Source organism: Rhodococcus sp. JVH1, assembly GCF_000280725.2.
Lineage (GTDB): Bacteria > Actinomycetota > Actinomycetes > Mycobacteriales > Mycobacteriaceae > Rhodococcus_F > Rhodococcus_F jostii_A.
Genome location: NZ_CP166289.1, coordinates 4,454,816 through 4,477,701, shown reverse-complemented (window position 1 = coordinate 4,477,701; position 22,886 = coordinate 4,454,816). Strand labels below are relative to the sequence as shown.

The window sequence follows — 22,886 nt, the reverse complement described above, 5'->3', positions numbered from 1 at the left end:
CATGTGGGACCTACCGACCGCCGAGAGCACTCCTTCCGACTTCGCCGTCCTCACCGGGCCGTCGATTCAGGAGTCGCAGCAGAGCTTCCTCGTGCAACCCGCCACCGGTCGGGTGATGATCGAGGCATACCGGCGACTGCGGCGTGAGACGTTCGTCGTGGAACAGGGACTGTTCACCGCCAGCGACCGGGACGACGTCGACGACGATCCACGCACCGTGGTGCTCGTGGCGATCAGCACCACGGGCGAGGTGCTCGGCGGTGTTCGCCTCGCACCGATGACGGACGGCACCGACCTCGGGTGGTGGGCGGGAAGCCGACTCGTGGTGGGTCGAAACATCCGGAACAGCAGGGGAATCGGGAAGGCGCTCGTGCGCGCCGCCTGCGCCCACGCCGAATCCCGTGGTGTGTTGCGGTTCGACGCCACCGTGCAGAGCCGGAACGAGACGATGTTCGCACACCTGGGCTGGACGCGGATGGGTGACGTCACGCTGGCGGGCGCGCCGCACGTCCACATGACGTGGCCGATCGATCGCGTCGAGCGTCTGGTCCAGAGCACGAAGTCGTGTCTGGCCCACACCCTGGCCCCCTTCGGCACGCACGGTGATGCGCTCGGCGGCAGCGGGTTCCGCGGCGACGACGGCGCACCGGTTCCGGGGAGCGACCTGATCGCGGCGTGCGACGCCATCCTGCCCGCCATGGTTCAGCGCGATCCCGAGTGGGCCGGATGGTGCGCCGCCCTCGTCAATCTCAACGACCTGTCGGCGATGGGTGCCGTCCCGGTCGGGATGCTCGACTCCGTCGGCGCACCGAACACGTCGATCCTGGCGAAGGTGATCCGTGGGCTCAGCCGGGCTGCGGAAGCGTGGGACGTACCGGTACTGGGCGGCCACACCCAGCTCGGTGTTCCCGCGGCGCTGTCGGTGACGGCGCTCGGACGCACCGCGGATCCGGTGCCCGCGGGTGGTGGCCGGATCGGGGACGAGCTCACGCTGACGGCTGACCTCGACGGGCAGTGGCGACCGGGATACACCGGACAACAGTGGGATTCGACGTCCCACCGCAGCCGGGGCGCTCTGCGGGACATGGCCTCGTTCGTCGCCCGCACCCGTCCCGCCGCGGCAAAAGACATCAGCATGGCGGGGATCGCGGGCACTACCGGGATGCTCGCCGAGGCGAGCGGACTCGGCGCCGTCCTCGACGTCGAATCGGTCCCCCGGCCACCTGTTGCGACGGCGGGTGACTGGATGACGTGCTTCCCCGGGTTCGCGATGATCACCGCCGATCGGCGGGGTAGCGCGGTGGCGCCCGCCGGGCCGGCCACCTCGGCCGTCTGCGGGGAATTGACATTTGAGCCGGGGGTCAGCCTTCGCTGGCCCGACGGCGTAACGACACGCGTGGTGCACTCCACGGTCACAGGATTGGGAAGAGCATGACTGATATCGGAATCTCCGTCGCGGCAGCCGAGTTCGGCCGCGACATGGAACAGGCGTATCGCACGATCGGTGAACTGATCGAGCAGGCGCGGGCAGCCGGGAGTTCGCTCCTCGTGCTTCCGGAGGCCTGCCTGGGCGGTTACCTGCCCAGCCTGGGCGGAGGCGACGAAACCGAGGAGCAGCGGCAGCGTCGGCTCCGCAGCCTCCCGCCCGCACTGGAATTGGACGGGCCCGAGATCCGGCGAGTCGTCGAGATGGCCGGCGATCTGGTGATCACCCTCGGATTCTGCGAGGCCGACGGCGCCGACCGGTACAACGCCGCGGTGACGCTGCACGGTGACGGGATACTCGGCTCGTACCGCAAGGTGCACCAGCCGCTGGGGGAGAACCTCTGCTACCGCGCCGGCGACAAGTACGAAGCGTTCGACACACCGGTCGGACGGATGGGCATGCAGATCTGTTACGACAAGGCGTTTCCCGAGGCCGCGCGGACGCTCGCCCTCGACGGCGCGGAAATCATCACGTCGCTGTCGGCATGGCCCACCGCCCGCACCAACCGCGTCGAGAATCCCGAAGACGACCGGTGGAAGCAGAGATTCGACATCTACGACCGCGCGCGGGCCACGGAGAATCAGGTGGTCTGGGTGGCGTCGAATCAGGCGGGAACGTTCGGGTCGCTCCGGTTCGTATGCAGCGCGAAGATCGTCGGCCCGGGCGGCGAGGTCCTCGCCACCACAGGCGTGGAACCCGGCCTCGCCTCGGCCACGCTGAATGTGCAGGCCGAACTGGACGCGATTCGCAGCGGCGGAATGTACAACCTCCGGGACCGCCGGCCGGAACTGTACGGCGACGTCGTCGCGGACAACCGGGTCAGCGGCACCCGACTCGACGCGTCGGCGCGACCGTCGTTCCTCCGCACCACAACAGCCGAACTGGAGCCCGTCGATGCCTGAGATGACGTTCACGGTGCGGTGGCCGGACGGACGCACCCAGTCCTGCTACTCGCCGTCGCTGGTCATGCACGACCACCTGGTGGCCGGTGAGGACTACACGGTCGCCGAATTCCTCACACGCACCACGACGGCGCTCACCGAGGCCAGTGAGCGAGTCCGTGCCAAGTTCGGGATGTACTGCACGTCCGCGTCCGAGCAGATGCAGGAACTCGAACGCGCCGGCCGCACCCTCGACCCCCAATCCCTCGTCCGGGTCCTCGAGATGAACCCGGCTTCACTCCCCGGAGAGTCGTGATGACCGAACAACACACAGTCGTCGTGATCGGCGGCGGCCAGGCGGGCCTGTCGATCAGCTGGCATCTGGTGCAGCGTGGAATCGACCACGTGGTGCTCGAACGAGAGTCGATCGCCCACGAGTGGCGCGACAGTCGCTGGGACAGCTTCACTCTCGTCACTCCGAACTGGCAGTGCACCCTTCCTGGATACACCTACTCGGGCGGCGATCCCGACGGGTTCATGAACCGCGAGCAGACCTACCAGTTCGTGCGCGGGTACGCCGACACCTTCGATCCTCCTGTGCGCGAAGGGGTCGCGGTGGTCGCGGTGCGGCAGTCGGGTTCCGGAGGGTTCGACGTGGACACGACGGAAGGCCCGATGCACGCCGACCACGTCGTGGTCGCGGTCGGCGGATACCACACTCCGGTCGTTCCCCGGTTCGCCGAACGGCTTCCCGCCGACATCACGCAATTGCACTCGTCGCAGTACCGGAGCGCCGGCGCGCTGCCCGCGGGCGAGGTTCTCGTCGTGGGCAACGGCCAGTCCGGCGCCCAGATCGCGGAGGATCTTCACCTCGCGGGTCGCACCGTCCACCTCGTCACCGGTGGTGCGCCGCGGGTCGCGCGGTTCTATCGCGGCCGGGACTGCGTGGCCTGGCTGCACGACATGGGTACCTACGACGTTTCCATCGCCGATCACCCAGGTGGTCTGGGCAAGCGGGAGAACACCAACCACTACGTCACGGGCCGGGACGGTGGCCGGGACATCGACCTCCGTGCCTTCGCGCTCGCGGGAATGCGTCTGTACGGGCGGCTGCTCGACGTCGTCGACGGAACCCTGCGGTTCGCGGCCACCCTCGAGTCGTCGCTGGATGCCGCGGACGCCGTGAGTGAGAGCATCAAGGATTCCATCGACGCCTACATCGACCGCGCAGGAATCGATGCGCCGCGCGAGGAACGGTACGTGCCGGTCTGGCGTCCCGAACGTGAGGTCACCGAGTTGGAACTGCCGACGTCGGGCATCACGTCGGTGGTGTGGTCCATCGGTTTCCGGACCGACTACCGGTGGCTCCACGCGGGCGTCTTCGACGGTGAGGGCCATCCCACCCACAACCGCGGCGTCACCGCTGCGCCCGGGCTGTACTTCCTCGGCCTTCCGTGGCAGCACACGTGGGGTTCGGGACGGTTCGCGGGAGTGGCTCGGGACGCGGAGTATCTGGCGGATCGCATCGAACTCGAAGCGGGTGTGTTGCCGGCGACGGCGACACTAGCCTGACGCCTATGGTGACGACACGGTTGGCCGCGCTGGCGGGGCACTTCGGCCGCGACATCGATCGCGCGCTCCTGAAGTTGCAGGCGCTGATCGAGAGTGCCGCGAACGACGGCGTGGACCTGCTGGTCCTGCCCGACGCCTGCCTCGGCGGCTACATCTCGGATCTCCGGCGGCCGGACACGGAGGAACTCCCGCCCGCGCTCGCCGCGGACAGCCCGGAGCTGAAGGCCGTCGCGAAGATGGCGGGCCGCATGACGGTCTGCCTCGGGTATACGGAACTGTGCGACGGGGTGCGCTACAACGCCGCCGCCTGCGTGACCGGCGACGGGGTGCTGGGCAGTCACCGCAAGGTGCATCAACCGGCCGGGGAATCCCTGGCGTACGCCGCGGGTGACTCCTTCACCGCCTTCGACACACCGGTGGGCCGGATCGGGATGCTGATCGACTACGACAAGACGTTCCCGGAATCCGCCCGCACCCTCGCGCTCGACGGCGCGCGGATCATCGCGGCGTTGTCCGCGTGGCCGGCCAGCATCACGGACCGGGCGGCGCGCATGACCCAGGACCGGCAATCACGCCTGTTCGATCTCTACGACTCGGCCCGGGCCGCCGAGAACCAGGTGGTCCTCGTGTCGTCCAACCAGACCGGAATCCAGGGTGGACTGCGATTCCTCGGTCAGGCCAAGGTGGTGGGCCCGGGCGGCGACGTGCTCGCGCGGACGGGGACGAAGGGCGGGCTCGCCGTCGCCGAACTCGACGTCGACTACGAGGTCAACCGGGCCAGGAAGGTGCTGCGGCACCTGGAGGAACGCCGCATCGACACCTACCGGAGACTGCTGGACCGAGGAGACCACTGACGTGCGGATCGCGCTACTGACCTATTCGACCAAACCGCGCGGGGGAGTCGTGCACACCCTGGCGTTGGCGGAGGCCCTCGCCCGGCAGGGCTCGGACGTGACGGTCTGGACCCTGGGCAGGCACGGCGACGCCGCCTTCTTCCGTCCGGTCGACCCGACTGTCGCCGTACGGGTGGTGCCGTTCGCACACGTCGACGACGAGACCGTCGGTGAGCGGATCCTCCGATCCATCGAGACGATGCGCGCCGCCTTCACACCGGAGGCCTACGACATCGTCCACGCGCAGGACTGCATCAGTGCCAACGCCGTGGGACGGTGCGTGCGAACCATCCACCATCTCGACCAGTTCACGACGCCCGCGCTCGCCGCCTGCCACGAGCGCGCCATCGTGGATCCGTACGCGCGGATCTGCGTGTCAGCCGCCGTCGCCGCGGAGGTCTCCGCCGGGTGGGGTCTCGAGTGCGCCGTCATTCCGAACGGCGTGGACGCCGCCCGATTCGAGGAAGCCCGCGAGGACGCCGACCGCCGCCGCAGGTGGGCCGGCGAATTGGGCGACTACGTGTTGGCGGTCGGCGGTATCGAACCGCGCAAGGGCAGCATCGACCTGGTGGAGGCGTACGCACTGCTCGTGAAGGAGCGACCCGAACTGCGGCTGGTGTTCGCCGGCGGCGAGACCCTGTTCGACTACCGGGGGTACCGGGCCGAGTTCGACCGACGGGCCGCAGAGCTGGGTGTCACGCCGACCATCCTCGGAACGATCGACGACGCCGAACTCCCCTCGCTGGTGGCCCAGGCGCGCTCGTTCGCCTTCCTCTCCACCAAGGAAGGATTCGGGCTGGCCGCGATGGAAGCCCTGGCGGCAGGCGTTCCCGTCGTCGCACGTGACCTGCCGGTCCTCCGGGAGGTCTTTCGCGGGACGGTCCGGTACGCGTCCACCCACGAGGAGATGGCACGCGCCCTGACCGAACCTGCCGACGGCTCCTCCCTCGACGCGGGGCGCGCCTTCGCTCGCTCACATCGATGGGACGACGTCGCGCAGAAACACCTCGAGTTCTACCGAGAGGTCGCGGCGCACCGCTGACTCAGTCGGCGCTCTTGATGGTCTTCATCGTGATCAACGAGGTGACCCGCGAGACCGCGGGGAGCCCGCTGAGTTTGGTAGCCATGAAGTTCTCGTACGTCGCGAGGTCGCGGACCGCCACCCGGATGAAGTAGTCGGGGATCCCGAACAGCCTCCGGCATTCGATCACCTCGTCGAAGGCGGCGACCCGCGACTCGAACTGCTCGATGGTCGCCTGGTCGTTCACCCCGATCTCGGCGGTGACGATCACCTGGAAACCCCGATCGAGCGCTTCCTGGCTGACGATGGCGCGGTAGCCGGTGATGACTCCGTCCGCCTCGAGCTTCTTGACCCGGCGCAGGCACGGGGAGGGAGTGAGACCCACGAGATCCGCCAATTCCGTGTTGGTCAGACTGGAGTCGTTCCGCAGGTGGTCGAGAATTGCGTGATCGATATCGTCCATTGAACTATTATTGCGCAGAGTGCGCCGAATGGGCATTCCCTCGCAATCGTGCACCGGGATAGTTGCTATAGATTTGCGTGGTGATCGATCCAGCTACCCTCTCGACGACCGCCGTCGTCGACCCCGACCCCCGGCAGTCCCCGGAGTGGCGTCGCGCCCTGCAGGCGTCCCTCCCCGTCGGAATCGGGCTGGTCCCGCTGGGGATCGCCCTCGGGGTGCTCGTCGTCCAGCAGGGGCTCAACCCGTGGTGGGCGATGGTCTTCACGTCGCTGATCTACGCCGGTTCCCTCGAATTCATCGCGGTCGGCATGGTGGCCGCGATGACGCCGCTCCCGTACATCGCGCTGACCGCGTTGCTGGTGAACTTCCGGCACGTGTTCTACGCCTTGAGCTTTCCCCTCGACAGGGTGAAGGGCCGCCTTGCCCGCTTCTACAGCATGTTCGCGCTGACCGACGAGGCCTACGCCATGACGGTCACCGGCGACCGGAAGTCGATGTCCGGGCGGGTCATCGTGTACTCGCAGGTGTATCTCCACGCGTACTGGATCGGTGGAGCGATGCTCGGAGCGACCGCGGCGCAATGGATCCCGGAGAACATCGTCGGCCTCGACTTCGCACTGACCGCGCTGTTCGTCGTGTTGTCCATCGAAGCCATCCGGGCCCAGCGCGGTTTCGCGGTTCCCTCGATGGCCGTGATGTGTGCGCTGATCGCGCGACTGGTCGACCCCGAACACATGCTGCCGATAGCGATGGGCGCCTTCGTGGGCCTGCTCGTCATCCGCTACCTCGTCACCCGGCGAAAGGTGCGCACCGATGCCTGACCCCGGTTACATCCTCGCGGCCATCGCGATCATGGCGATCGTCACGTTCGCCCTGCGCGCCGTCCCCTTCGCGATCGTCATGCCGTTGCGCTCGTCCGCACTCGTCGGCTACCTCGGTGTCTACCTGCCCGCCGGGATCATGCTGATCCTGGTGGCGTACTCCCTGAAGAGCGTGTCCGTCACCGCCCCCTCGCACGGAATCCCCGAACTGATCGCGGTGGGGGCGACGGCCGCGGTGCACCTGTGGCGCAAGAATGCGGTGCTCTCGATCGTCCTCGGAACCGGGCTCTACGTCGTCCTCATGAACTGGGTATTCGCGTGAGCCCGGCGCGCCTCACGTTTACGACGCAACCACACGGGTAGGCAGGAACCACAAGACAGTCGGCCGTTTCTCGGGAAGGACGCACTGATGAGTGAACAAGATGCACGCTCGGTGACCGGTGTTCGGGACAAGGACTACAACCTGATTTGGTTCGTCGAAGCGTCACTGAGCAACGCGCTGCGTCTCGAGGGCTACATCTCGGATGCCGACATGGACGGCGACGCCGAGTTGGCCGACTTCTTCCGCCGCGCCCAAGCCGTCAGCCGAAAGGGTGGCGATCTGGGCAAGGCCATGCTGGCCGCCCGCCTGAAGAAAGAACAGTAGGTCCACCGCAGAACGAAAACCGCCGGCACCAAATGGTGCCGGCGGCTTCTGCGACGGTGCCGTCATATCGCCTCTCGGCAAGTGGTCGCTCTCGGCGACAATTTTAATGTGGTACCCGGGGTATGTCCGACACCGTCGACGGATTCAACAGTACCGTCCTCGGAGATATTCCGCCGCTCCGGCGTCACACTTCGTCGTCAGCCGTCGGATGCGCGATCGCGAGCAGCGCCGGCGCACCTCGGCCCGGCCAGGTGCCCTCGAGGGTGTGCGAGCCGACGGGCGCGACCCGATCCGGATCGATCACGCGGAACACCCGCACGCCGATCTGGTCCGTCGTGATGACGGTGGCCGTTCCCTCATTCACACAGGTCACAGCATCGATGACCGGTACGGGCGAGCCCACCGAACCGGAACCCGACACTCTGGTGGTCACCTCTCGGCGCTCGCCGGGTGTGGCGAACTGGAGTTCCGCCTCGGTCCCTCCCGTCAGGATCGCCGTCGCGAGCGCACCGGCGTACACCGGGTCGACGCACGCGTCGTAGACCCAGCGCTCACCCAGCACGGAATGCTGCATCGTGGTGATCAACGACGCCTCCGCACCGGCCATCGGGGCACCGCGATAGGTCACCGGCACCTGCACGACCTGCCCGTCCGCCGTCCGGACCAGGTGGGTTTCGATGCCGACCTCCCCGGCCGGATCGTCGAACCGGTACGCACCGACGACCTCGACGGACGACGCGTCGGCGGACCCGATCCAGGGCTGGCGAGGAACCCAGTCAGCGAGCATCTCGGCCTTGGACGGGGACAGCTGAGCGTGATGGATGAGAGCCACGCGGGCGACGGTACCGCGTCACCCGGTGCCGCGACGACAGCGCCGATCAGGATCGGGGCGCCGCAGTGAGCTTGGCGATGTCGGCGGCGTAGACGGTCATCCACTGCGGATGCAGCCGGTAGTAGACAACGTCGTTATCCCAGTCGAAGAAGTCTTCGCCGTAGAAGCCCTTGAAGTAGGCGAGCAGGTCCGGCCAGTCCGCGGCCGGCTCGCCCTCCTCGGGGTTGAGGATCTCCACCGTGCCGTGCGTGAACACACCCAGGTCCTCACCGCGCAGGTGCGCAGCACTGACGGCGGGCCGGGCGGCGAGGTGGCGGGCCTTGGCGGCGCCCCGCGCCGTGCCGAAGTGCCACTTCCCGTGCAGGAAGTGCCCGTCCACACCGCTGATGCGCGGTTCGCCCTTGGCTGTGACGGTGGACAGGGCGAGGGTGCACATGCCGGTGACGACCTGGGTGAGCTGCTCCGCGGTCAGGGTGCTCCCGGTGTTGATGATCGAACGCAGATGTGCGGTGGAGCGGGACAGGGAGGCGTCGAGGAGGGTTTGGAGCTCGTCGAGCTCTTCTCGTGTTTCGCGCATGGAGGTCCTTGTCTGCGTCGATGTCGATCCGGGGTCCGGTCCACGTCCACCATCGGCGCCGAACGGTGCAACCATGCTCGCACCGAGACCCTGACAACCTGTGTCAGGTTTCGCTCACATCACCGGGACGGAGGAGAGTCGGGCTGCGTCAACGTGGCGGTCAGGCCCGCGAGGAGGATGTCGACGCCGCGTTCGAGTTCGGCGGCCCCGTCGTAGGACGCCAGAACCGGTGCCAGGCCCCGGATCATTGGGAACTCGCCGATCGGCAGGCGGTGAAGGCCGAGGCGCAGAAGGTCGTCGGACTCGTCGGGACGCTCGACGAGCTCCTGCAGTTCATTGAGGACGTGGCCGTAGAGGAAACCGAACAGTGCCCGATAGACGTGCAAGGCATCGGCGTCGGTGAAGCCCGCCTTGGTGAGCAGGGTCAGCATGTCCTCGAGTGGACGCAGGGTGCCGAGCGGCCTGAGCCCGAGCGGCGTCGACAGCGGCCTGGTGACCAGTAGCGGGACCACCTGAGGATGAGCGAGGGCCAACCGGCGAAAGCCCCGCGCGACCTCCCGCAGCTGCGTCACCCAGTCGCCGTCCTCGGTATCGACCTCGAGTTCTTCGAGGACACGCTCGGCGACCCCGTCGAGCAGCGCGGCCTTGTTCGGGGCGTGGCGGTACAGGGTCATCGGGTCGCGGCCGAGTGCTTTGCCGAGGCGGCGCATGGACAACCCGTCGATGCCGTCACCGTCGATGATCCCGAGCGCGCACTCGAGTATCCGCTCACGGGTGATCGGGCCATCGTCGGAGTGGATCGAACGACGCTCGGGCATCTTCGCCACCTTCCCTCGCCTTCAACTGTAGGCCTAAACCGTAGATCTACAGTGTTGACTTGCGGCGGAATCCGGCGTTGACTTGATTATGCACCGTGGGCCACACGAGGCCATCATGATCGTCCGAGATCGTCGGAGGCGCAAGCATGTTGAACCCCAGTGGTGACGCATCCCCGCTCACGAACGACGCCTGATCCGCACCCGCCGCGTAACCGAGAATCGAGAAGCATCGCCATGAGTATCGGGAAAAAGCTTCGGCACAAAGCTGAAACCGCTGAAGGCGCCGCCAAGAAGACCGTCGGGAAGGCGCTCGGAAACGAGCGCATGGAGGCAGAGGGACGTGCGCAGGAAGCCAAGGGCAAAGCCAAGCAAGCCGGCGACCAGATCAAGCAGGCAGGCCGGAAGATCAAAAAGATCTTCACACGCTGACCCTCCATACCAGTCCGAATCTCGACCCCCGTCCCGAAATCAGGCCTCTTCATGATCATTCTCGGCATCATCCTCGCCATAGTCGGCTTGGTCCTCAGCGTCCCAGCGCTCCTGTACATCGGGATAGCGCTCATCATCATCGGAGTGGTGCTCGAGGTCATGGGGATGGCCGGGCACGCGGTCGCGGGCCGACGCCACTACTACTGACGCACAGCCGGTCCGGCGTGGGTCCGGAATCTGGAGTAGATCATGGCGATATCCGACATCAAGGAATATGCGCACCTCACAGCGGAGGACGTCGAGGCGCTCAGCACCGAACTCGTCGCGATCAGGCGGGACATCACCGATTCACTCGGTGAGCGCGATGCCACCTACATCCACCGCACGATCGCCTTCCAGCGCGGGTTGGATGCCGCTGCGCGGCTGGTGATCCACGCAAGCCGGACGCGCGTCGGATGGGCACTCGGGACCACGGCTCTCGCCGTGGCCAAGAGTGTGGAGAACATGGAGATCGGGCACAACGTGTCCCACGGCCAGTGGGACTGGATGAACGACCCGGAAATTCACTCCAGCACCTGGGAGTGGGACATGGCGGGCCTGTCGTCCCAGTGGCAGTACTCCCACAACTATCGCCACCATGTGTTCAGCAACGTGATCGGGATGGACGACGACCTCGGATTCGGCGTCATCCGCATCACCCGCGACCAGCCGTGGAAACCGGACAACCTTCTGCAACCGCTTCGGAACCTGTTGCTGGCGGCCACATTCGAATGGGGCATCGCCCTGCACGGGTTGTATTCCGAACAGGAGCGCGCCGGCACCCCCGCCGAGAAGTCCGGCCACACCCGAGCCCTGATCGGCAAGATCGTCCGGCAGACCGGCAAGGATTACGTGCTCTTTCCCGCCCTCAGCGGGCGGCGGTGGCGACGGACGCTGAAGGCGAACTTCGTCGCCAACCTACTGCGAAACCTGTGGGCCTACGTCGTGATCTTCTGCGGGCATTTCCCGGACGGCGCAGAGAAGTTCACTCCCGCCGAACTGGAAAACGAGACGCGGGCGGAATGGTATCTACGTCAGATGCTCGGCACCGCCAACTTCCGAGCCGGCGCGGTGCTGGCATTCCTCAGCGGCAACCTCTGCTACCAGATCGAGCACCACCTGTTCCCCGACCTCCCCAGCAACCGCTACCCGGAAATCGCGACGCGGGTCCGCGCACTGTGCGAGAAGTACGATCTGCCCTACACCACCGGTTCGCTCGCCAAGCAATACCTTTTGACGCTGCGCACCATCCACAAGTTGGCGCTCCCGGACCGGTTTCTGTCCGCGACCGCCGACGATGCTCCCGAGACCGCGTCCGAACTGAAATTCCGCACCGCACCCATCACGCCCGCCGACGGAGCCACCGGACGCCGCACAGGACTCCGCACCGCGCTGCGCACGCACCACCGTTGAGCCGATACGGGACGAGCGGGCATTTCGCCGTCATGAACGGTATCGACCGAGTCGTGGTGGTCGAAGATACCGGCGGTCCTTCTCCGTCGTGCCACCCCAGACGCCGAATTGCTCACCGGTGCTCAATGCGTGATTTCGGCACTCGGTCAGCACCGGGCAGGGCTCGCAGACATGCTTTGCGGCCCGTTCTCGCCGAATGCGTGCGCCCTGCCCTTCGCCCTCGCACGGGAAGAAGAGCTCGGTGTCCATGGACCGGCAACGCGCATGCATCCGCCAATCCCAGTCCGTTGCGGAGGGCGCGATCGGCTGGAGTTCGAACCTGTGCTGACACATCCTGCTCGCCTCTTTCGTGAGAAACGGTGTTCGCTCGACGCGAGGTCGTGGTGACCGCTGGGGCACTTTCGCCCCTTCGGTATGTGAAGGGTCTGTAAATACGGCCATTAGGTCGGTCGATGCCTCTCATCGGATTCTGCGCTCTCGAGCAGCAGAGATGGTGCCGATCAGGACTAGATCGTGGCACCGAATGCGCGCCGATGTCAACGCTGAGACTTGACTCAAGCGTACATATTCGAGAATATGGCCGTACAAATGTTGTGCGAGTGCGAGGTGGAGTGATGGGCAAGCTGAACGAGGAAGAGGCGTACCTGGTCGAGACGGTGCGCGCCTTCGTCGACCGCGACGTGAAGCCGACGGTGCAGGCGGTGGAGCACGCCAACGAGTACCCCGAGAAGTGGATCGAGCAGATGAAGCAGATCGGGATCTACGGTCTGGCGGTCCCGGAGGAGTACGGCGGATCTCCGGTGTCGATGCCCTGTTATGCGCAGGTGACCCAGGAACTGGCCCGCGGGTGGATGAGCCTGGCCGGGGCGATGGGTGGGCACACCGTCGTGGCGAAGCTGCTGTCGCTGTACGGCACCGAGGAGCAGAAGCGCCGGTACCTGCCGCAGATGGCGACCGGCGAGATCCGGGCCACGATGGCGCTGACCGAGCCCGGCGGCGGGTCGGATCTGCAGGCGATGTCCACCAACGCCAAGACCGACGGCGACGATCTGGTGATCACCGGTTCGAAGACGTGGATCTCCAACGCCCGCCGGTCCGGGCTGATCGCGCTGCTGTGCAAGACCGATCCGGCCGCGACCCCCAAGCACAAGGGCATCTCGATCGTCCTGGTCGAGCACGGTCCCGGCCTGACGGTGTCGCGGGATCTGCCCAAGCTCGGCTACAAGGGCGTCGAGACGTGTGAGCTGTCGTTCGACAACTACCGGATCTCGTCGGACGCGGTCCTCGGCGGCACCCCGGGCAAGGGGTTCGCGCAGATGATGAAGGGCCTCGAGACCGGCCGCATCCAGGTGGCCTGCCGCGCCCTGGGTGTGGCGACGGCGGCGCTCGAGGACTCTTTGGCGTATGCGCAGCAGCGGGAGAGCTTCGGCAAGCCGATCTGGAAGCACCAGTCGATCGGCAACTACCTGGCGGACATGGCGACCAAGCTGACCGCGGCCCGGCAGCTGACCTGGCACGCGGCCGAGCAGTACGACAGCGGTGACCGGTGCGACATGGAGGCCGGGATGGCGAAGCTGTACGCGTCCGAGGTGGCGATGGACATCGCCCTGAACGCGGTGCGCATCCACGGCGGCTACGGCTATTCCACCGAGTACGACGTCGAGCGGTACTTCCGGGACGCCCCGTTGATGATCGTCGGCGAGGGCACCAACGAGATCCAACGCAACGTCATCGTCTCGCAACTCGTATCGCGCGGAGGGCTCTGATTCGCGCGCGACTAGTTGTCCGGCTTCCAGTGAGCGGACGACCACTCACCGTGCTCGACGGCGTCGCGCATCTGGCGGACGAGCAGATCGGCCACCGCGTGCACGGCAGGCGGGATCCGGGGGGCGCTCGGTAACGCGAGCACGACGGTGCGTTCGACCGCCGGGGAATGGAGCGGCGCCGCACTGAGAACGCCGCCGGCGACATCACCGGCAACGGCGATGCCCGGCAGGATCGTCCAGCCGTGACCGGCTCGCACGAGTCTCTTCTGGATGCTCACCGCGTTGGTCTCGACGACGATGTTCAGACCGATGTCGAGTCTCGCGCACGCCTCCGCTACCAACGTCCGAATTCCGTGGGGCGCACTGGGCATCACGACCGGGTGGGTCGCCACTTCCTCGAGGGTGACCGGTCGTCCGGTGTCGAGCCCGCCGTCGGCCGGGGCCACCGCCCACAGGTTTTCGGCGAGCAATGCGCGCACGTTGAGCGAAGACGTGGATTTCAGGTTGTAGAGCAGGCCGAGGTCGATGTCACCGGCATCGAGCCACTGCCGCACGTGTCCGGCGTAACCGGACACTATTCGCAACCGGACCGCCGGATGCTCCTGCAACACGGCCGCGACGAGTCGTTCGGCGAGCAGTTCGGAGGTGGAGGAAAGAAGCCCGACCGTCACGATCCCTTGCAGCACTCCTGGATTCGGGCGGATCTCGGCGCGCGCCCGCTCGAGTTCGGACAGCACCCTCCGGGCGCGCTCGAGCATGAGCCGGCCGGAGTCCGTCAATTCCATTCCCGCACGGCTGCGTTCGAACAGGGGAACACCCAGTTCCTGTTCGAGCGTGTGAATTTGGCGTGTCACCGCCGGCTGAACCAAGTGGAGTAGCCCGGCTGCGCGGGTCACGCTCCCAGCGTCCGCCACCGCAACGAGTGCGGTCAACTGCTTGACGTCCACCGGACGACCACCTTCCCGAGCTACTCGCCGTCCCGCACCATCAGCAGGCGATATGCAAGAGCGACATCGATCACAACGAAGAATAGCAATGGTCAAACAGACGAGAAAGCCGGCTGCCATGAGCCAGGAGGGCATGTCAGCGGCGAAGGTCATCGCCATGCCCGGGTCCGGTAACTAACGCGCCTCGACCCCACTCGCGGACGCAGGCTTACCTTTCGGCGAGGAAGCCGATCGCTGCGGCGCCCGCGACAGTGCGCTCCTCTTCGAAGTACGCGTGCCGTGCGCCCGGGAGCAAGTGCACGCGGGAGTTCGGGATCCGTTCGGCGAGCAGGGGTGCGTTGTCGGCCGGGGACAGAAGGTCGTCGGTCCCGTGCAGGACGAGGGTCGGTGCACTGATCGACGGCAGCGCATCCCACGCGTCATGACCGTTGCTGGCCCGCAGGTGGGCGAGCTTGGCGTGCGTGGGCATGTCCGGGTCCCCGAGGGTGTTGTAGGGTCCGGGATTTCGACTGAGCCACTCAGGCGTGTACATCAACTCCAGCAGGGCGCGGCGCGACCGGTCGGGGTCGGATTGCGCCACGCTCGCGCGGACTTCCCGGCTGCGCTCCACCGCGTGCGTTCCGCCGGGTGAGGTGCAGCCGAGGATCAGGGCGCGGACACGCTCCGGGTGACGCACGGCGACCCATTGCGCCACCCGGCCTCCCATCGACGTGCCGTAGACGTGCGCCCTCCCGACGCCGAGGGAGTCCAGCACGCTGATCACGTCGTCGGCGAACAGTATTGTGCTGTAGGCGGTCTCGGGCTTGTCGCTTGCTCCGGTGCCGCGGCAGTCCACTGCGATGGTGCGGAAGTGCGTGTCGAAGTCCGCGCGAACACGATCCCACCAGTGGTGGTTGTTGGCCTGACCGGCGAGCAGCAGCAGCGGCGGTCCTTCGCCGCTGACCTGGTACGCGATTCGAGTTCCATCGGACGCCACTGCGTGGGGCACTGCGGAGCCTCAGATCGAGTCGGCAGTACGCAGTTCGGAGATCGCCGCATCGGTGTAACCGAGCTCCCCCAGGATGGCATCGGTGTGCGCACCCAGAGCGGGAACCGGATCGAATCGAGGCTCCACACCGCTGAGGTTCGCCGGCGGCAACAGCGCTCGCACCGGACCACCCGGGGTGTCCACCTCACGCCAGCGGTCACGTCCGGCCAGGGACGGGTGGGACAGAAAATCCGAGACGGAGCCCAGCCGTCCGTTGGCGATCGACACCTTGTCGAGTAGCGCTAGGGCGTCGTCCGTGTTGAGCAGACGCGTCCGCGCGGAGATCAGAGCGTTGCATTCCTCACGGTGCGCCACCCGCGCGGAGTTGCGGCAGAAACGTGGGTCGGTGGCGATCGACTCGTCGCCGAGCACCTCCGAGCAGAACGCGGACCATTCGCGGTCGTTCTGGATCGACAGCAGGACAGTGCCGTCAGCGGTGGGGAACGGGCCGTACGGGGCGATCGTCGCGTGTTCCGATCCGACCCGGTTCGGCTGCGTGCCACCGTATTCGGTGTAGTAGGCGGGCGATCCCATCCATTCGCCGAGCGCCTCGAAAAGAGCGACCTCCACCGCGCGGGCGGTACCGGTGGTTGCGCGCGTGTACAGCGCGGACAGGATCCCGCTGTAGGCGTACATGCCGGCCGCGATGTCGGCGATCGACACACCGACCTTGGAAGGGCACTCGTCGGGGCCGGTGAGCGACATCAGGCCGGATTCGCCCTGGACCAGCATGTCGTAGGCCTTGCGATCGGACCAGGGACCGGTGTTGCCGTAGCCGGACACGTCGCACGGAATCAGCGCGGGATACCGCTGCTGGAGAGACGGGGCGTCGAGGTTCATCCGGGATGCGGCGCCGGGCGCAAGGTTTTGCACGAACACATCCGCTGTGGACAACAGCTTTTCGAGGATGTCGCGGCCCTCGTCGGACTTCAGGTCCAGCGTCAGCGACTCCTTGGAACGGTTGAGCCAGACGAAGTAGCTCGATTCGCCGTGCACGGTCTCGTCGTAACGCCGCGCGAAGTCGCCGGCGTCGGGACGTTCCACTTTGATGACGCGGGCACCGAGGTCGGCCAGTTGCCGGGTCGCGAAGGGTGCAGCAACTGCTTGTTCGATGCTCACGACTGTGATCCCCGCGAGCGGTAGGGCGGTCTGCGATGCCATGGAGCCAGCCTTCCTCGAAATGTACGGCCATTTTGCCTCTATGTACGCGCCATCGTCAATCGGGTGGGGGGCAGGTTTTACACGTACTTGAGGTTGCCGGCCGTACCCGGCCGCCTTCTAACCGTGGTGACGGCGGTACGCCTCGACAGCCCCCGGATGGCGAGGGACGCCGGCTGTCTGGATCAGTGATCGGGCGTCGAGGAACTGCGCGCCGACAGTATCGGGGGGGATCAGGTCCTGGGCTCGATCGATGAGAAGGTCGACGAGGGCACCGGCCACGGCGTCGGGCAGCTGCGGCGACGCGACGAGCAGGCTGGGAACCCCCACCGTCGCGGTCTCGGCAGTGTCACCGTACGTCCGGGCGGGGACCGAAACCGGTTCGTACATGGGCCCGTAGATCCTGCGCATCTCGACGTACTCGGCAGACAGGTCGAGTAGCCGGATCCCGCCGTCCGGACCGTGCCCGGCCCGAGGCATCGCCGCCGGGGTGGGTACGCCACCGGCCCACAGTGCGGCGGCGACCGTACCGTCGCGCAGGGAGTCGAGGACGGTGGTGAGTGACACCGGGCGCACCGTCACGTCGTCGACGGTAAGTCCGCTCGCCTCGAGGACCCGCCTTCCGGTTTGTGCGGTTCCGGAGCCGGGAGAGCCGAGACTGATCGCCTGGCCGCGAAGATCTTTCATCGAGTGAAAGGGTGAGCGCGCGGGCACCGCGCACTGGAGATAGTTCTCGTACACCCGGCCGATGGCCAGCATCGGAGTGGCCGACTCGACAGCGGAGTCGGCCAGCGTCAGCCCGATGAGTACCTCACCAGAGGCCAGCAACGACAGGTTCTCCAGGGAACCGGTGGTGTAGCGCACCGTCAACCGGAGATCCCCACCCGAGGGGGGCGGGACGTCCGCAAGCAACTCGGCGAACTCGGACTGGAATCCGTCGCGCTCCCCGGACGCGATTTCGTACGTCCCCGTGGGCTGGGCACGAGCGCATCCCGACAGTGCGACCGCTGCGGCCACACCGCCGATGAACTGTCGCCGGCTAATCATCGTCCAGCTTCTCCACGTGCGGTTCGAGCCACAAGCGTACGCGCAGACCGCCGGCGGGGGCCTCGTCGATGACGAGACGACCACCGTAGGCCGCGGTGACGACCTCGACGATGGACAGGCCGAGTCCCGTTCCGGCCTGGTCGCTGGCCCGGAAGAAGCGGTCGGTGAGCTTGTCGCGCAGCTCTTCCGGGACTCCCGGACCGTCGTCTGCCACCCACACGCACACCGGAGAGCGGCCCTGTGACTGCTCCACGACGACGCCGATCTCGATGGTGGGGTGCGGGCCTGCGTACCGGGATGCGTTGTCGATCAGCACATCGAGCACCTGGGACAGATCGTTCTCGGCGATCGCGACCGGAACACGGTCGACGTCGGGGGCTGCGACGGTGACCAGACGTGCACCACGTTCGCGGGCCGTCACCGACCAGAAGTCGACCCGGTCGGCCACCACCGACAGTGCGTCGCAGGCCGCCTCGGACCGATCCGCCCCGAAGCGCGGTGTCTCGGCCGAGGCGAGCGAGAGAAGGCTGTCGAGAATGGTCTGCAAGCGTTTGGCCTCCTCGGTCACGCTGTGATAATCCTCGCGCGCACTGTCCGGCACACCGTCGTCGAGAAGATCGAGGCGAAATTGCAACGCCGCAAGCGGGTTCCGCAGTTGGTGGGCGGTGTCGGCGATCAGGCGCTGTTGCGCGTCCGCTGCCCGCAGCACCGCCGAAGACATCACGTCGAACGAATGCGCGAGGCGACGCACCTCGGGAGGCCCGCCTGCCGCCGTGGCCGGCAGCACCGATTGCGGCGGCGCGGACGTCTGCGGCATCCCCGTGTCGGGTATGCGGCGGATGAGTTGCACGATCCCCTTGGACAAGTTCGCGAGCGGTCCGAGTACCCACCGGCTCAAGACGATCGCGAGGACGCCGAACGCGGCCAGAGCCAGCACCGCGCCGGCCGCGATCACGGCCCATTGCCGGAGGATGTCGGAGCGAGCATCGGCGGTCGAGGCGCGCAGCACGATGGTGCCGTTCACCTGAGCGCCCGACCCCACCGGCTTGACGAACAGGGCCTCGTCGTCGCTCCATGGGAACAACCGGTCGACGGTGGAGACCCGCTCGTTGCGCAGTCCGCTGCGAATCGCGGCGTCGATTCCGGGTTCGTTGCCGTCGAGGCCTACCCCGAGGGTCGGGACACCACGCGTGGAGACCACCAGAACGTTCTCGCTGTACACGTCGTCGTACGCCTCGACCTCGCCGGCGATCCGCGCCGGGTCGCCGGTCCTGACGTACTCCTCGGCGAGGACGGCGAACCGTTGGATGTCTCCCTCGCGGCCGAGTGTGAACTCCTGCGTCCGCGCGTCCGCAGTCGCGAGCGCGAGGGGAATCGCGAAACTCGCGACCGCGCAGGATCCGAGTATCGCGAGAATCAGCAGTAACCGTCGGCGCATGTCGTTTCGACCCCGAGGTCAGCACACCCACCGGTAGCCGAAACCACGGATGGTGCTGATCAATCCGGGTCGGTCCAGCTTGGCGCGCAGTGTGCCGATGTGGACGTCGAGCGAACGCGAGACCGCCACGAACGCGTCACCCCACACCCGGTCCATCAGTTGCTGACGGCTGACCGCAGCCCCCGGGTTCTCGAGCAGGATCTCGAGGAGGGCGAATTCCTTCGATGTCAGGTCGACCTCGGTGCCCGCCACGGTGACGGTGCGGGAATCGAGGTCGACGCGGACGTCGCCGGTGACCACTTCACGTGGTGCGCCGCCTTCGACGGCCATACTTCGCCGGCGCACCACTTCGATGCGAGCGAAAAGCTCGGACATACGCGCGGGCTTGACGAGGTAGTCGTCGGCGCCGCCACGCAGGCCGCGCACCACCGAACGTTCGTCGTCGCGGGCGGTCAGGATGATGACGGGGACGGCACTGACCTGGCGGAGCTGACGCAACACCTCGAGCCCGTCGCGGTCCGGTAACCCCAGATCGAGCAGGACGAAGTCCACCTCGCCGTGGTGCAGCAGCAGTTCGGACCCGAACTTCATCCGCACAGGCTGGTGCGCCTGCCGGGTCAGCCCCGCAACGAGTGCGTTGCCGACGCCGTCGTCGTCCTCGACCACCGCAATCCGCATAACCGGCATTGTCCCCCGGCCACGATGAGCCGGGGGAACAATGCCGGACGAGGAGGGATCAGACACGCTCGAGTTCGCGGTTGTCGCGGTCTTCCTCGCGTCCGTCGCGAGCCTGATTCTCCGTCGCAGGATCGAGGGTGGTGCCGCCCTTGCCCTTGGCCATGAACAGCGCGGCAACCAGGGTCAGCGCCGAGCAACCGACGACGTAGTAGAAGAACGCCGATTCATGTCCGGCCTGCTTGAGAGCGAGCGCGAGAGGCTCGGCCGTGCCGCTGAACAGGGCGGCGGTGATCGCGTGCGGCAACCCGACACCGAGCGCGCGGACCTTCGTCGGGAACAGCTCCGCCTTGACGATCGCGCTCAGCGCGCTGTAGGCGGTCACGATGACCAGTCCGGTCATCATCAGGCCGAACGCGACGAACGCGTTGGTGGTGTTGCCGAGAACGGTCAGGATCGGCACGGTCAGCACGGTCGAGCCGACACCGAAGAACAGCATGACCTTGCGGCGACCGATGCGGTCGGAGATCAGTCCGGCCGCGGGCTGCAGCAGCATGTAGATGAACAGTGCGGCGAAGTTGATCCACGCCACCGTTTCCGGGGCGATCCCCGAGGTGTTGATCATGTACTTCTGCAGGTACGTGGTGTACGTGTAGAACGCGACGGTGCCACCGATCGCGAGGCCGAAGACCATGGCGAGCTGCTTCGGGTATTGCAGCAGCAGTCGGAGGGTGCCGCGCTTGGCCGACGGCTGCGTGCCGGATGCCTTCTCGGCAGCGATCTGGGCCGCCTCCTCCTTGTACTGGTCCGACTCGTCCATCCCACGGCGGAAGAGCATGACGGTCACCGCGGCGATCGCGCCGATCACGAACGGAATACGCCAACCCCAGGCCTGCATCTGGTCGATGGTCAGAAGCTGCAGCAGAATGATCTGGACGCCGAGCGCGGCGAGCTGACCCAGAATGATCGACACGTACTGGAAGCTCGAGTAGAAGCCGCGTCGACCGGGCGTCGCGACCTCGGACAGGTACGTCGCGCTGGAAGCGAATTCGCCTCCCACGGAGAGTCCCTGGATCAGCCGCGCCATCACCAGCAACGCCGGGGCGAGCATGCCGATCGCCTCGAAACTCGGTGTCGCAGCGATGATCAACGATCCTGCGGCCATCATCAGCACCGACAACGTCAGAGCGTTCTTGCGCCCGTACCTGTCCGCGTATCGACCCAAGATGTAGCCACCGATCGGGCGCATCAGGAATCCGACGGCGAAAACCAGTGCCGTGGAGAGAAGCTGGGCAGTCGTGCTGCTCTGCGGGAAGAAGGACGCCGCGAAGAACACGCTGAACGCTGCATAGACGAACCAGTCGTACCACTCCACGAGGTTGCCGATGCAGCCGCGAACCACGTTCGCAACAACCCGCCTCTCGCCGGTCGACGACGTTGGGTTCGAAGTCGTGTGTCGCATGATGTTCCTTCCTCGACTGCTGTGATGATGCATAGCCACTGACACCAATGTGATCGCCACCACAGCGAGAGGGAAGGGATGGGCCGCTTTCCTTACATTCGCTTTAGACGGCACCGCAGCGGGTCGGTCCGAGCCCACCCGAGGGTGAGCCTTATCGGCATCGGCCGAGCTCGAGGCCATTTTTCTCGTCGCGACCCGAGTTGACGTCTGTCATGCCTTCACGTTCCGCGGTCGCATGCCCGATCGGCATGGTTCCATCACGAAATAGCATTTTCCAACGCCGTCCATCACACATCAGAATATTGGCGACACCGACTTCCCCAAGAAGGAGCCACCATGCAGACCGTCGAGAAAGAGACTCCGGTATGGCAGAAGGAGATCTTCGAGATCCTGAAGTCCGGAGACGTCAAACAGATTGCCTACGTCCCCGATGCCGGACATTCCCACGCCATCCGTGAGGCACAACAGGACCCCGACATCCGAGATGTCGTGCTGACCACCGAGGAAGAAGGTGTCGCGGTCGTCAGCGGAGCATGGCTCGGCGGCCAACGGTCGGTTCTGCTCATGCAGAGCAGCGGAGTGGGTAACTGCGTCAACATGTTCTCGCTGTTGGAGATGTGCAAGTTCCCGTTTCTGACGCTGGTCACCATGCGGGGGGAGTACGCCGAGTCCAACCCGTGGCAAAGCCCGATGGGACAAGCCACTCAGGCGGCTCTGGAAATCATGGGGATCACCGTTCACCGCGCAGATCATCCCGACGAAGTCGCAGATGTGGTCGCGGCGGCCTTCGACTCCGCGTTCCTGGCCGGTGAGCGCGTCGCAGTCCTCCTGGGCCAGAGCCTGATCGGACGCAAGAAGTGGGAGAACATGTGATGAGTGCCGATACTACATCCAGGATCGATCGACGCCTCTTCGTGGCAGACCTGCTGTCCGAGGTACCCGACGCGCTCATGGTCACCGGGCTGGGGTCGCCCTCCTACGACGTGTGTGCCGCCGGCGCCAGGCCGCGCAACTTCTATCTGTGGGGTGCCATGGGCGCCGCAACACCGCTCGGACTCGGTCTCGCGCTGGCGCAGCCCGACGAATCCGTCGTAGTGATCACCGGCGACGGCGAACAACTGATGGGAATCGGCGCACTCGGGACGATCGCCGTCCAGGCTCCGCCCAATCTCACCATCGTGGTACTCGACAACGGCCACTTCGGCGAGACCGGGATGCAGCCGAGTCACTCCAGTCTCGGAACCGACCTTTGCTCAGTGGCACAGGGATTCGGAATCGAGACGACATTGAGGATCGACTCGCACGACGGGTACGCGCAGATCGGCGACCACGTCCGCGCTCGTCGCGGAACGACGTTCGCGCAGGTACTCATCTCGGGTGCAGAAGCCCCGCGTGTGCTACCCCCGCGCGACGGCACCCACGTCAAGAACATCTTCCGGGCCGAACTCGGGTTCTCCCCCTTCTGACGAGAGCGA

Annotated in this window: 27 protein-coding genes; 15 read left to right on the top strand and 12 right to left on the bottom strand. The window is 66.4% G+C overall.

All coding sequences use genetic code 11. From position 1 onward, the window contains the following. Window position 1: 1 nt before the first annotated feature. The 6 genes from JVH1_RS20670 to JVH1_RS20645 are packed head-to-tail and all read left to right on the top strand — an operon-like array spanning window position 2 to window position 5,874. On the top strand, window positions 2-1,435 hold the full coding sequence (locus JVH1_RS20670) for an MSMEG_0567/sll0787 family protein (protein WP_009476289.1): 1,434 nt from the start codon (window positions 2-4) through the stop codon (window positions 1,433-1,435). Further along, the gene (locus JVH1_RS20665) at window positions 1,432-2,388 is read left to right on the top strand and encodes a carbon-nitrogen hydrolase family protein (RefSeq protein ID WP_009476290.1); all 957 of its coding nucleotides are present in this window, start codon (window positions 1,432-1,434) and stop codon (window positions 2,386-2,388) included. The genes JVH1_RS20670 and JVH1_RS20665 overlap by 4 nt, the downstream gene beginning before the upstream one ends. Further along, window positions 2,381-2,683, top strand: coding sequence for an MSMEG_0570 family nitrogen starvation response protein (locus JVH1_RS20660; RefSeq protein ID WP_009476291.1), 303 nt, complete (start codon window positions 2,381-2,383; stop codon window positions 2,681-2,683). The genes JVH1_RS20665 and JVH1_RS20660 overlap by 8 nt, the downstream gene beginning before the upstream one ends. Beyond that, window positions 2,683-3,939 carry an MSMEG_0569 family flavin-dependent oxidoreductase gene (locus JVH1_RS20655; protein WP_043780020.1) on the top strand — a complete coding sequence of 419 codons (1,257 nt, stop codon included), beginning with the start codon at window positions 2,683-2,685 and terminating at the stop codon, window positions 3,937-3,939. Before JVH1_RS20660 ends, JVH1_RS20655 begins: the two co-directional genes overlap by 1 nt. 5 nt (window positions 3,940-3,944) lie before the next feature. Further along, on the top strand, window positions 3,945-4,793 hold the full coding sequence (locus tag JVH1_RS20650) for a carbon-nitrogen hydrolase family protein (RefSeq protein WP_009476293.1): 849 nt from the start codon (window positions 3,945-3,947) through the stop codon (window positions 4,791-4,793). A 1-nt stretch (window position 4,794) separates the two neighbouring features. Next, on the top strand, window positions 4,795-5,874 hold the full coding sequence (locus JVH1_RS20645) for an MSMEG_0565 family glycosyltransferase (RefSeq protein ID WP_009476294.1): 1,080 nt from the start codon (window positions 4,795-4,797) through the stop codon (window positions 5,872-5,874). Window position 5,875: 1 nt separating this feature from the next. On the opposite strand, the gene JVH1_RS20640 is transcribed toward JVH1_RS20645, so the two are convergent. After that, a complete protein-coding gene (locus JVH1_RS20640) occupies window positions 5,876-6,316 on the bottom strand; it encodes an Lrp/AsnC family transcriptional regulator (protein ID WP_005254660.1) in 441 nt (146 codons plus the stop codon). Window positions 6,317-6,393: 77 nt separating this feature from the next. Here JVH1_RS20640 and JVH1_RS20635 point away from each other — a divergent pair, with 77 nt between their 5' ends. The 3 genes from JVH1_RS20635 to JVH1_RS20625 all read left to right on the top strand — a co-directional run bounded on the left by JVH1_RS20635 (window position 6,394) and on the right by JVH1_RS20625 (window position 7,783). Continuing rightward, the gene (locus tag JVH1_RS20635; protein WP_009476295.1) at window positions 6,394-7,137 is read left to right on the top strand and encodes an AzlC family ABC transporter permease; all 744 of its coding nucleotides are present in this window, start codon (window positions 6,394-6,396) and stop codon (window positions 7,135-7,137) included. After that, entirely contained in the window at window positions 7,130-7,459 is a 330-nt protein-coding gene (locus JVH1_RS20630) for a branched-chain amino acid transporter permease (RefSeq protein WP_009476296.1), read from the top strand. The genes JVH1_RS20635 and JVH1_RS20630 overlap by 8 nt, the downstream gene beginning before the upstream one ends. An 87-nt stretch (window positions 7,460-7,546) precedes the next feature. Then, window positions 7,547-7,783 carry a hypothetical protein gene (locus JVH1_RS20625; RefSeq protein ID WP_005254663.1) on the top strand — a complete coding sequence of 79 codons (237 nt, stop codon included), beginning with the start codon at window positions 7,547-7,549 and terminating at the stop codon, window positions 7,781-7,783. Window positions 7,784-7,967: 184 nt separating this feature from the next. Here JVH1_RS20625 and JVH1_RS20620 read toward each other — a convergent pair whose 3' ends face one another. From JVH1_RS20620 to JVH1_RS20610, 3 genes are all read right to left on the bottom strand, one after another. Then, complete coding sequence (locus JVH1_RS20620) at window positions 7,968-8,615, bottom strand: hypothetical protein (RefSeq protein WP_009476297.1); 648 nt, start codon at window positions 8,613-8,615, stop codon at window positions 7,968-7,970. Between the two features lie 46 nt (window positions 8,616-8,661). Beyond that, complete coding sequence (locus JVH1_RS20615) at window positions 8,662-9,192, bottom strand: pyridoxamine 5'-phosphate oxidase family protein (protein ID WP_009476298.1); 531 nt, start codon at window positions 9,190-9,192, stop codon at window positions 8,662-8,664. A 119-nt stretch (window positions 9,193-9,311) separates the two neighbouring features. Beyond that, window positions 9,312-10,019: a TetR/AcrR family transcriptional regulator C-terminal domain-containing protein gene (locus JVH1_RS20610; RefSeq protein WP_043780024.1), complete on the bottom strand. Its 708-nt coding sequence runs from the start codon at window positions 10,017-10,019 to the stop codon at window positions 9,312-9,314. 225 nt (window positions 10,020-10,244) lie between these two features. Here JVH1_RS20610 and JVH1_RS20605 point away from each other — a divergent pair, with 225 nt between their 5' ends. The 3 genes from JVH1_RS20605 to JVH1_RS20595 are packed head-to-tail and all read left to right on the top strand — an operon-like array spanning window position 10,245 to window position 11,891. Beyond that, window positions 10,245-10,439, top strand: a complete 195-nt coding sequence (locus tag JVH1_RS20605) for a CsbD family protein (protein WP_009476301.1) — start codon at window positions 10,245-10,247, stop codon at window positions 10,437-10,439. A gap of 51 nt (window positions 10,440-10,490) precedes the next feature. Next, the gene (locus JVH1_RS20600) at window positions 10,491-10,646 is read left to right on the top strand and encodes a DUF6131 family protein (RefSeq protein WP_009476302.1); all 156 of its coding nucleotides are present in this window, start codon (window positions 10,491-10,493) and stop codon (window positions 10,644-10,646) included. 42 nt (window positions 10,647-10,688) lie between these two features. Next, a complete protein-coding gene (locus JVH1_RS20595) occupies window positions 10,689-11,891 on the top strand; it encodes an acyl-CoA desaturase (protein ID WP_009476303.1) in 1,203 nt (400 codons plus the stop codon). Window positions 11,892-11,921: 30 nt separating this feature from the next. On the opposite strand, the gene JVH1_RS20590 is transcribed toward JVH1_RS20595, so the two are convergent. Beyond that, on the bottom strand, window positions 11,922-12,161 hold the full coding sequence (locus JVH1_RS20590; RefSeq protein ID WP_272943935.1) for a WhiB family transcriptional regulator: 240 nt from the start codon (window positions 12,159-12,161) through the stop codon (window positions 11,922-11,924). Window positions 12,162-12,505: 344 nt separating this feature from the next. Here JVH1_RS20590 and JVH1_RS20585 point away from each other — a divergent pair, with 344 nt between their 5' ends. Continuing rightward, a complete protein-coding gene (locus JVH1_RS20585) occupies window positions 12,506-13,657 on the top strand; it encodes an acyl-CoA dehydrogenase family protein (RefSeq protein WP_371113014.1) in 1,152 nt (383 codons plus the stop codon). Window positions 13,658-13,668: 11 nt separating this feature from the next. Here JVH1_RS20585 and JVH1_RS20580 read toward each other — a convergent pair whose 3' ends face one another. The 7 genes from JVH1_RS20580 to JVH1_RS20550 form a co-directional block, all read right to left on the bottom strand. Next, on the bottom strand, window positions 13,669-14,604 hold the full coding sequence (locus tag JVH1_RS20580) for a LysR substrate-binding domain-containing protein (RefSeq protein WP_009476307.1): 936 nt from the start codon (window positions 14,602-14,604) through the stop codon (window positions 13,669-13,671). A 208-nt stretch (window positions 14,605-14,812) separates the two neighbouring features. After that, window positions 14,813-15,592 carry an alpha/beta fold hydrolase gene (locus JVH1_RS20575; protein ID WP_043780047.1) on the bottom strand — a complete coding sequence of 260 codons (780 nt, stop codon included), beginning with the start codon at window positions 15,590-15,592 and terminating at the stop codon, window positions 14,813-14,815. Window positions 15,593-15,601: 9 nt separating this feature from the next. Further along, window positions 15,602-16,792 (bottom strand): CaiB/BaiF CoA-transferase family protein, encoded by a 1,191-nt coding sequence (locus JVH1_RS20570; protein WP_009476310.1) that lies wholly within the window; start codon window positions 16,790-16,792, stop codon window positions 15,602-15,604. A gap of 117 nt (window positions 16,793-16,909) precedes the next feature. After that, complete coding sequence (locus JVH1_RS20565) at window positions 16,910-17,836, bottom strand: TAXI family TRAP transporter solute-binding subunit (protein WP_009476311.1); 927 nt, start codon at window positions 17,834-17,836, stop codon at window positions 16,910-16,912. Beyond that, window positions 17,829-19,274: a HAMP domain-containing sensor histidine kinase gene (locus tag JVH1_RS20560; protein ID WP_009476312.1), complete on the bottom strand. Its 1,446-nt coding sequence runs from the start codon at window positions 19,272-19,274 to the stop codon at window positions 17,829-17,831. Before JVH1_RS20560 ends, JVH1_RS20565 begins: the two co-directional genes overlap by 8 nt. A gap of 18 nt (window positions 19,275-19,292) precedes the next feature. Beyond that, the gene (locus JVH1_RS20555; protein ID WP_009476313.1) at window positions 19,293-19,952 is read right to left on the bottom strand and encodes a response regulator transcription factor; all 660 of its coding nucleotides are present in this window, start codon (window positions 19,950-19,952) and stop codon (window positions 19,293-19,295) included. Window positions 19,953-20,010: 58 nt separating this feature from the next. Next, window positions 20,011-21,411, bottom strand: coding sequence for an MFS transporter (locus tag JVH1_RS20550; protein WP_043780049.1), 1,401 nt, complete (start codon window positions 21,409-21,411; stop codon window positions 20,011-20,013). A gap of 336 nt (window positions 21,412-21,747) precedes the next feature. On the opposite strand from JVH1_RS20550, the gene JVH1_RS20545 reads away from it, so the two are divergent. Further along, on the top strand, window positions 21,748-22,284 hold the full coding sequence (locus tag JVH1_RS20545; protein WP_009476316.1) for a thiamine pyrophosphate-binding protein: 537 nt from the start codon (window positions 21,748-21,750) through the stop codon (window positions 22,282-22,284). After that, window positions 22,284-22,877 (top strand): thiamine pyrophosphate-dependent enzyme, encoded by a 594-nt coding sequence (locus JVH1_RS20540; protein ID WP_043780051.1) that lies wholly within the window; start codon window positions 22,284-22,286, stop codon window positions 22,875-22,877. Before JVH1_RS20545 ends, JVH1_RS20540 begins: the two co-directional genes overlap by 1 nt. Window positions 22,878-22,886 lie beyond the last annotated feature (9 nt).

What these genes read in the sequence shown, in the direction of transcription:
- JVH1_RS20670 (WP_009476289.1), top strand. Translation starts at nt 2, where the DNA reads ATGTGGGACCTACCGACCGCCGAGAGCACTCCTTCCGACTTCGCCGTC.
- JVH1_RS20585 (WP_371113014.1), top strand. Translation starts at nt 12,506, where the DNA reads ATGGGCAAGCTGAACGAGGAAGAGGCGTACCTGGTCGAGACGGTGCGC.
- JVH1_RS20615 (WP_009476298.1), bottom strand. Translation starts at nt 9,192, where the DNA reads ATGCGCGAAACACGAGAAGAGCTCGACGAGCTCCAAACCCTCCTCGAC.
- JVH1_RS20650 (WP_009476293.1), top strand. Translation starts at nt 3,945, where the DNA reads ATGGTGACGACACGGTTGGCCGCGCTGGCGGGGCACTTCGGCCGCGAC.
- JVH1_RS20625 (WP_005254663.1), top strand. Translation starts at nt 7,547, where the DNA reads ATGAGTGAACAAGATGCACGCTCGGTGACCGGTGTTCGGGACAAGGAC.
- JVH1_RS20540 (WP_043780051.1), top strand. Translation starts at nt 22,284, where the DNA reads ATGAGTGCCGATACTACATCCAGGATCGATCGACGCCTCTTCGTGGCA.
- JVH1_RS20570 (WP_009476310.1), bottom strand. Translation starts at nt 16,792, where the DNA reads ATGGCATCGCAGACCGCCCTACCGCTCGCGGGGATCACAGTCGTGAGC.
- JVH1_RS20565 (WP_009476311.1), bottom strand. Translation starts at nt 17,836, where the DNA reads ATGATTAGCCGGCGACAGTTCATCGGCGGTGTGGCCGCAGCGGTCGCA.
- JVH1_RS20665 (WP_009476290.1), top strand. Translation starts at nt 1,432, where the DNA reads ATGACTGATATCGGAATCTCCGTCGCGGCAGCCGAGTTCGGCCGCGAC.
- JVH1_RS20630 (WP_009476296.1), top strand. Translation starts at nt 7,130, where the DNA reads ATGCCTGACCCCGGTTACATCCTCGCGGCCATCGCGATCATGGCGATC.
- JVH1_RS20545 (WP_009476316.1), top strand. Translation starts at nt 21,748, where the DNA reads ATGCAGACCGTCGAGAAAGAGACTCCGGTATGGCAGAAGGAGATCTTC.
- JVH1_RS20550 (WP_043780049.1), bottom strand. Translation starts at nt 21,411, where the DNA reads ATGCGACACACGACTTCGAACCCAACGTCGTCGACCGGCGAGAGGCGG.
- JVH1_RS20655 (WP_043780020.1), top strand. Translation starts at nt 2,683, where the DNA reads ATGACCGAACAACACACAGTCGTCGTGATCGGCGGCGGCCAGGCGGGC.
- JVH1_RS20560 (WP_009476312.1), bottom strand. Translation starts at nt 19,274, where the DNA reads ATGCGCCGACGGTTACTGCTGATTCTCGCGATACTCGGATCCTGCGCG.
- JVH1_RS20555 (WP_009476313.1), bottom strand. Translation starts at nt 19,952, where the DNA reads ATGCGGATTGCGGTGGTCGAGGACGACGACGGCGTCGGCAACGCACTC.
- JVH1_RS20605 (WP_009476301.1), top strand. Translation starts at nt 10,245, where the DNA reads ATGAGTATCGGGAAAAAGCTTCGGCACAAAGCTGAAACCGCTGAAGGC.
- JVH1_RS20600 (WP_009476302.1), top strand. Translation starts at nt 10,491, where the DNA reads ATGATCATTCTCGGCATCATCCTCGCCATAGTCGGCTTGGTCCTCAGC.
- JVH1_RS20595 (WP_009476303.1), top strand. Translation starts at nt 10,689, where the DNA reads ATGGCGATATCCGACATCAAGGAATATGCGCACCTCACAGCGGAGGAC.
- JVH1_RS20660 (WP_009476291.1), top strand. Translation starts at nt 2,381, where the DNA reads ATGCCTGAGATGACGTTCACGGTGCGGTGGCCGGACGGACGCACCCAG.
- JVH1_RS20640 (WP_005254660.1), bottom strand. Translation starts at nt 6,316, where the DNA reads ATGGACGATATCGATCACGCAATTCTCGACCACCTGCGGAACGACTCC.
- JVH1_RS20590 (WP_272943935.1), bottom strand. Translation starts at nt 12,161, where the DNA reads ATGCATGCGCGTTGCCGGTCCATGGACACCGAGCTCTTCTTCCCGTGC.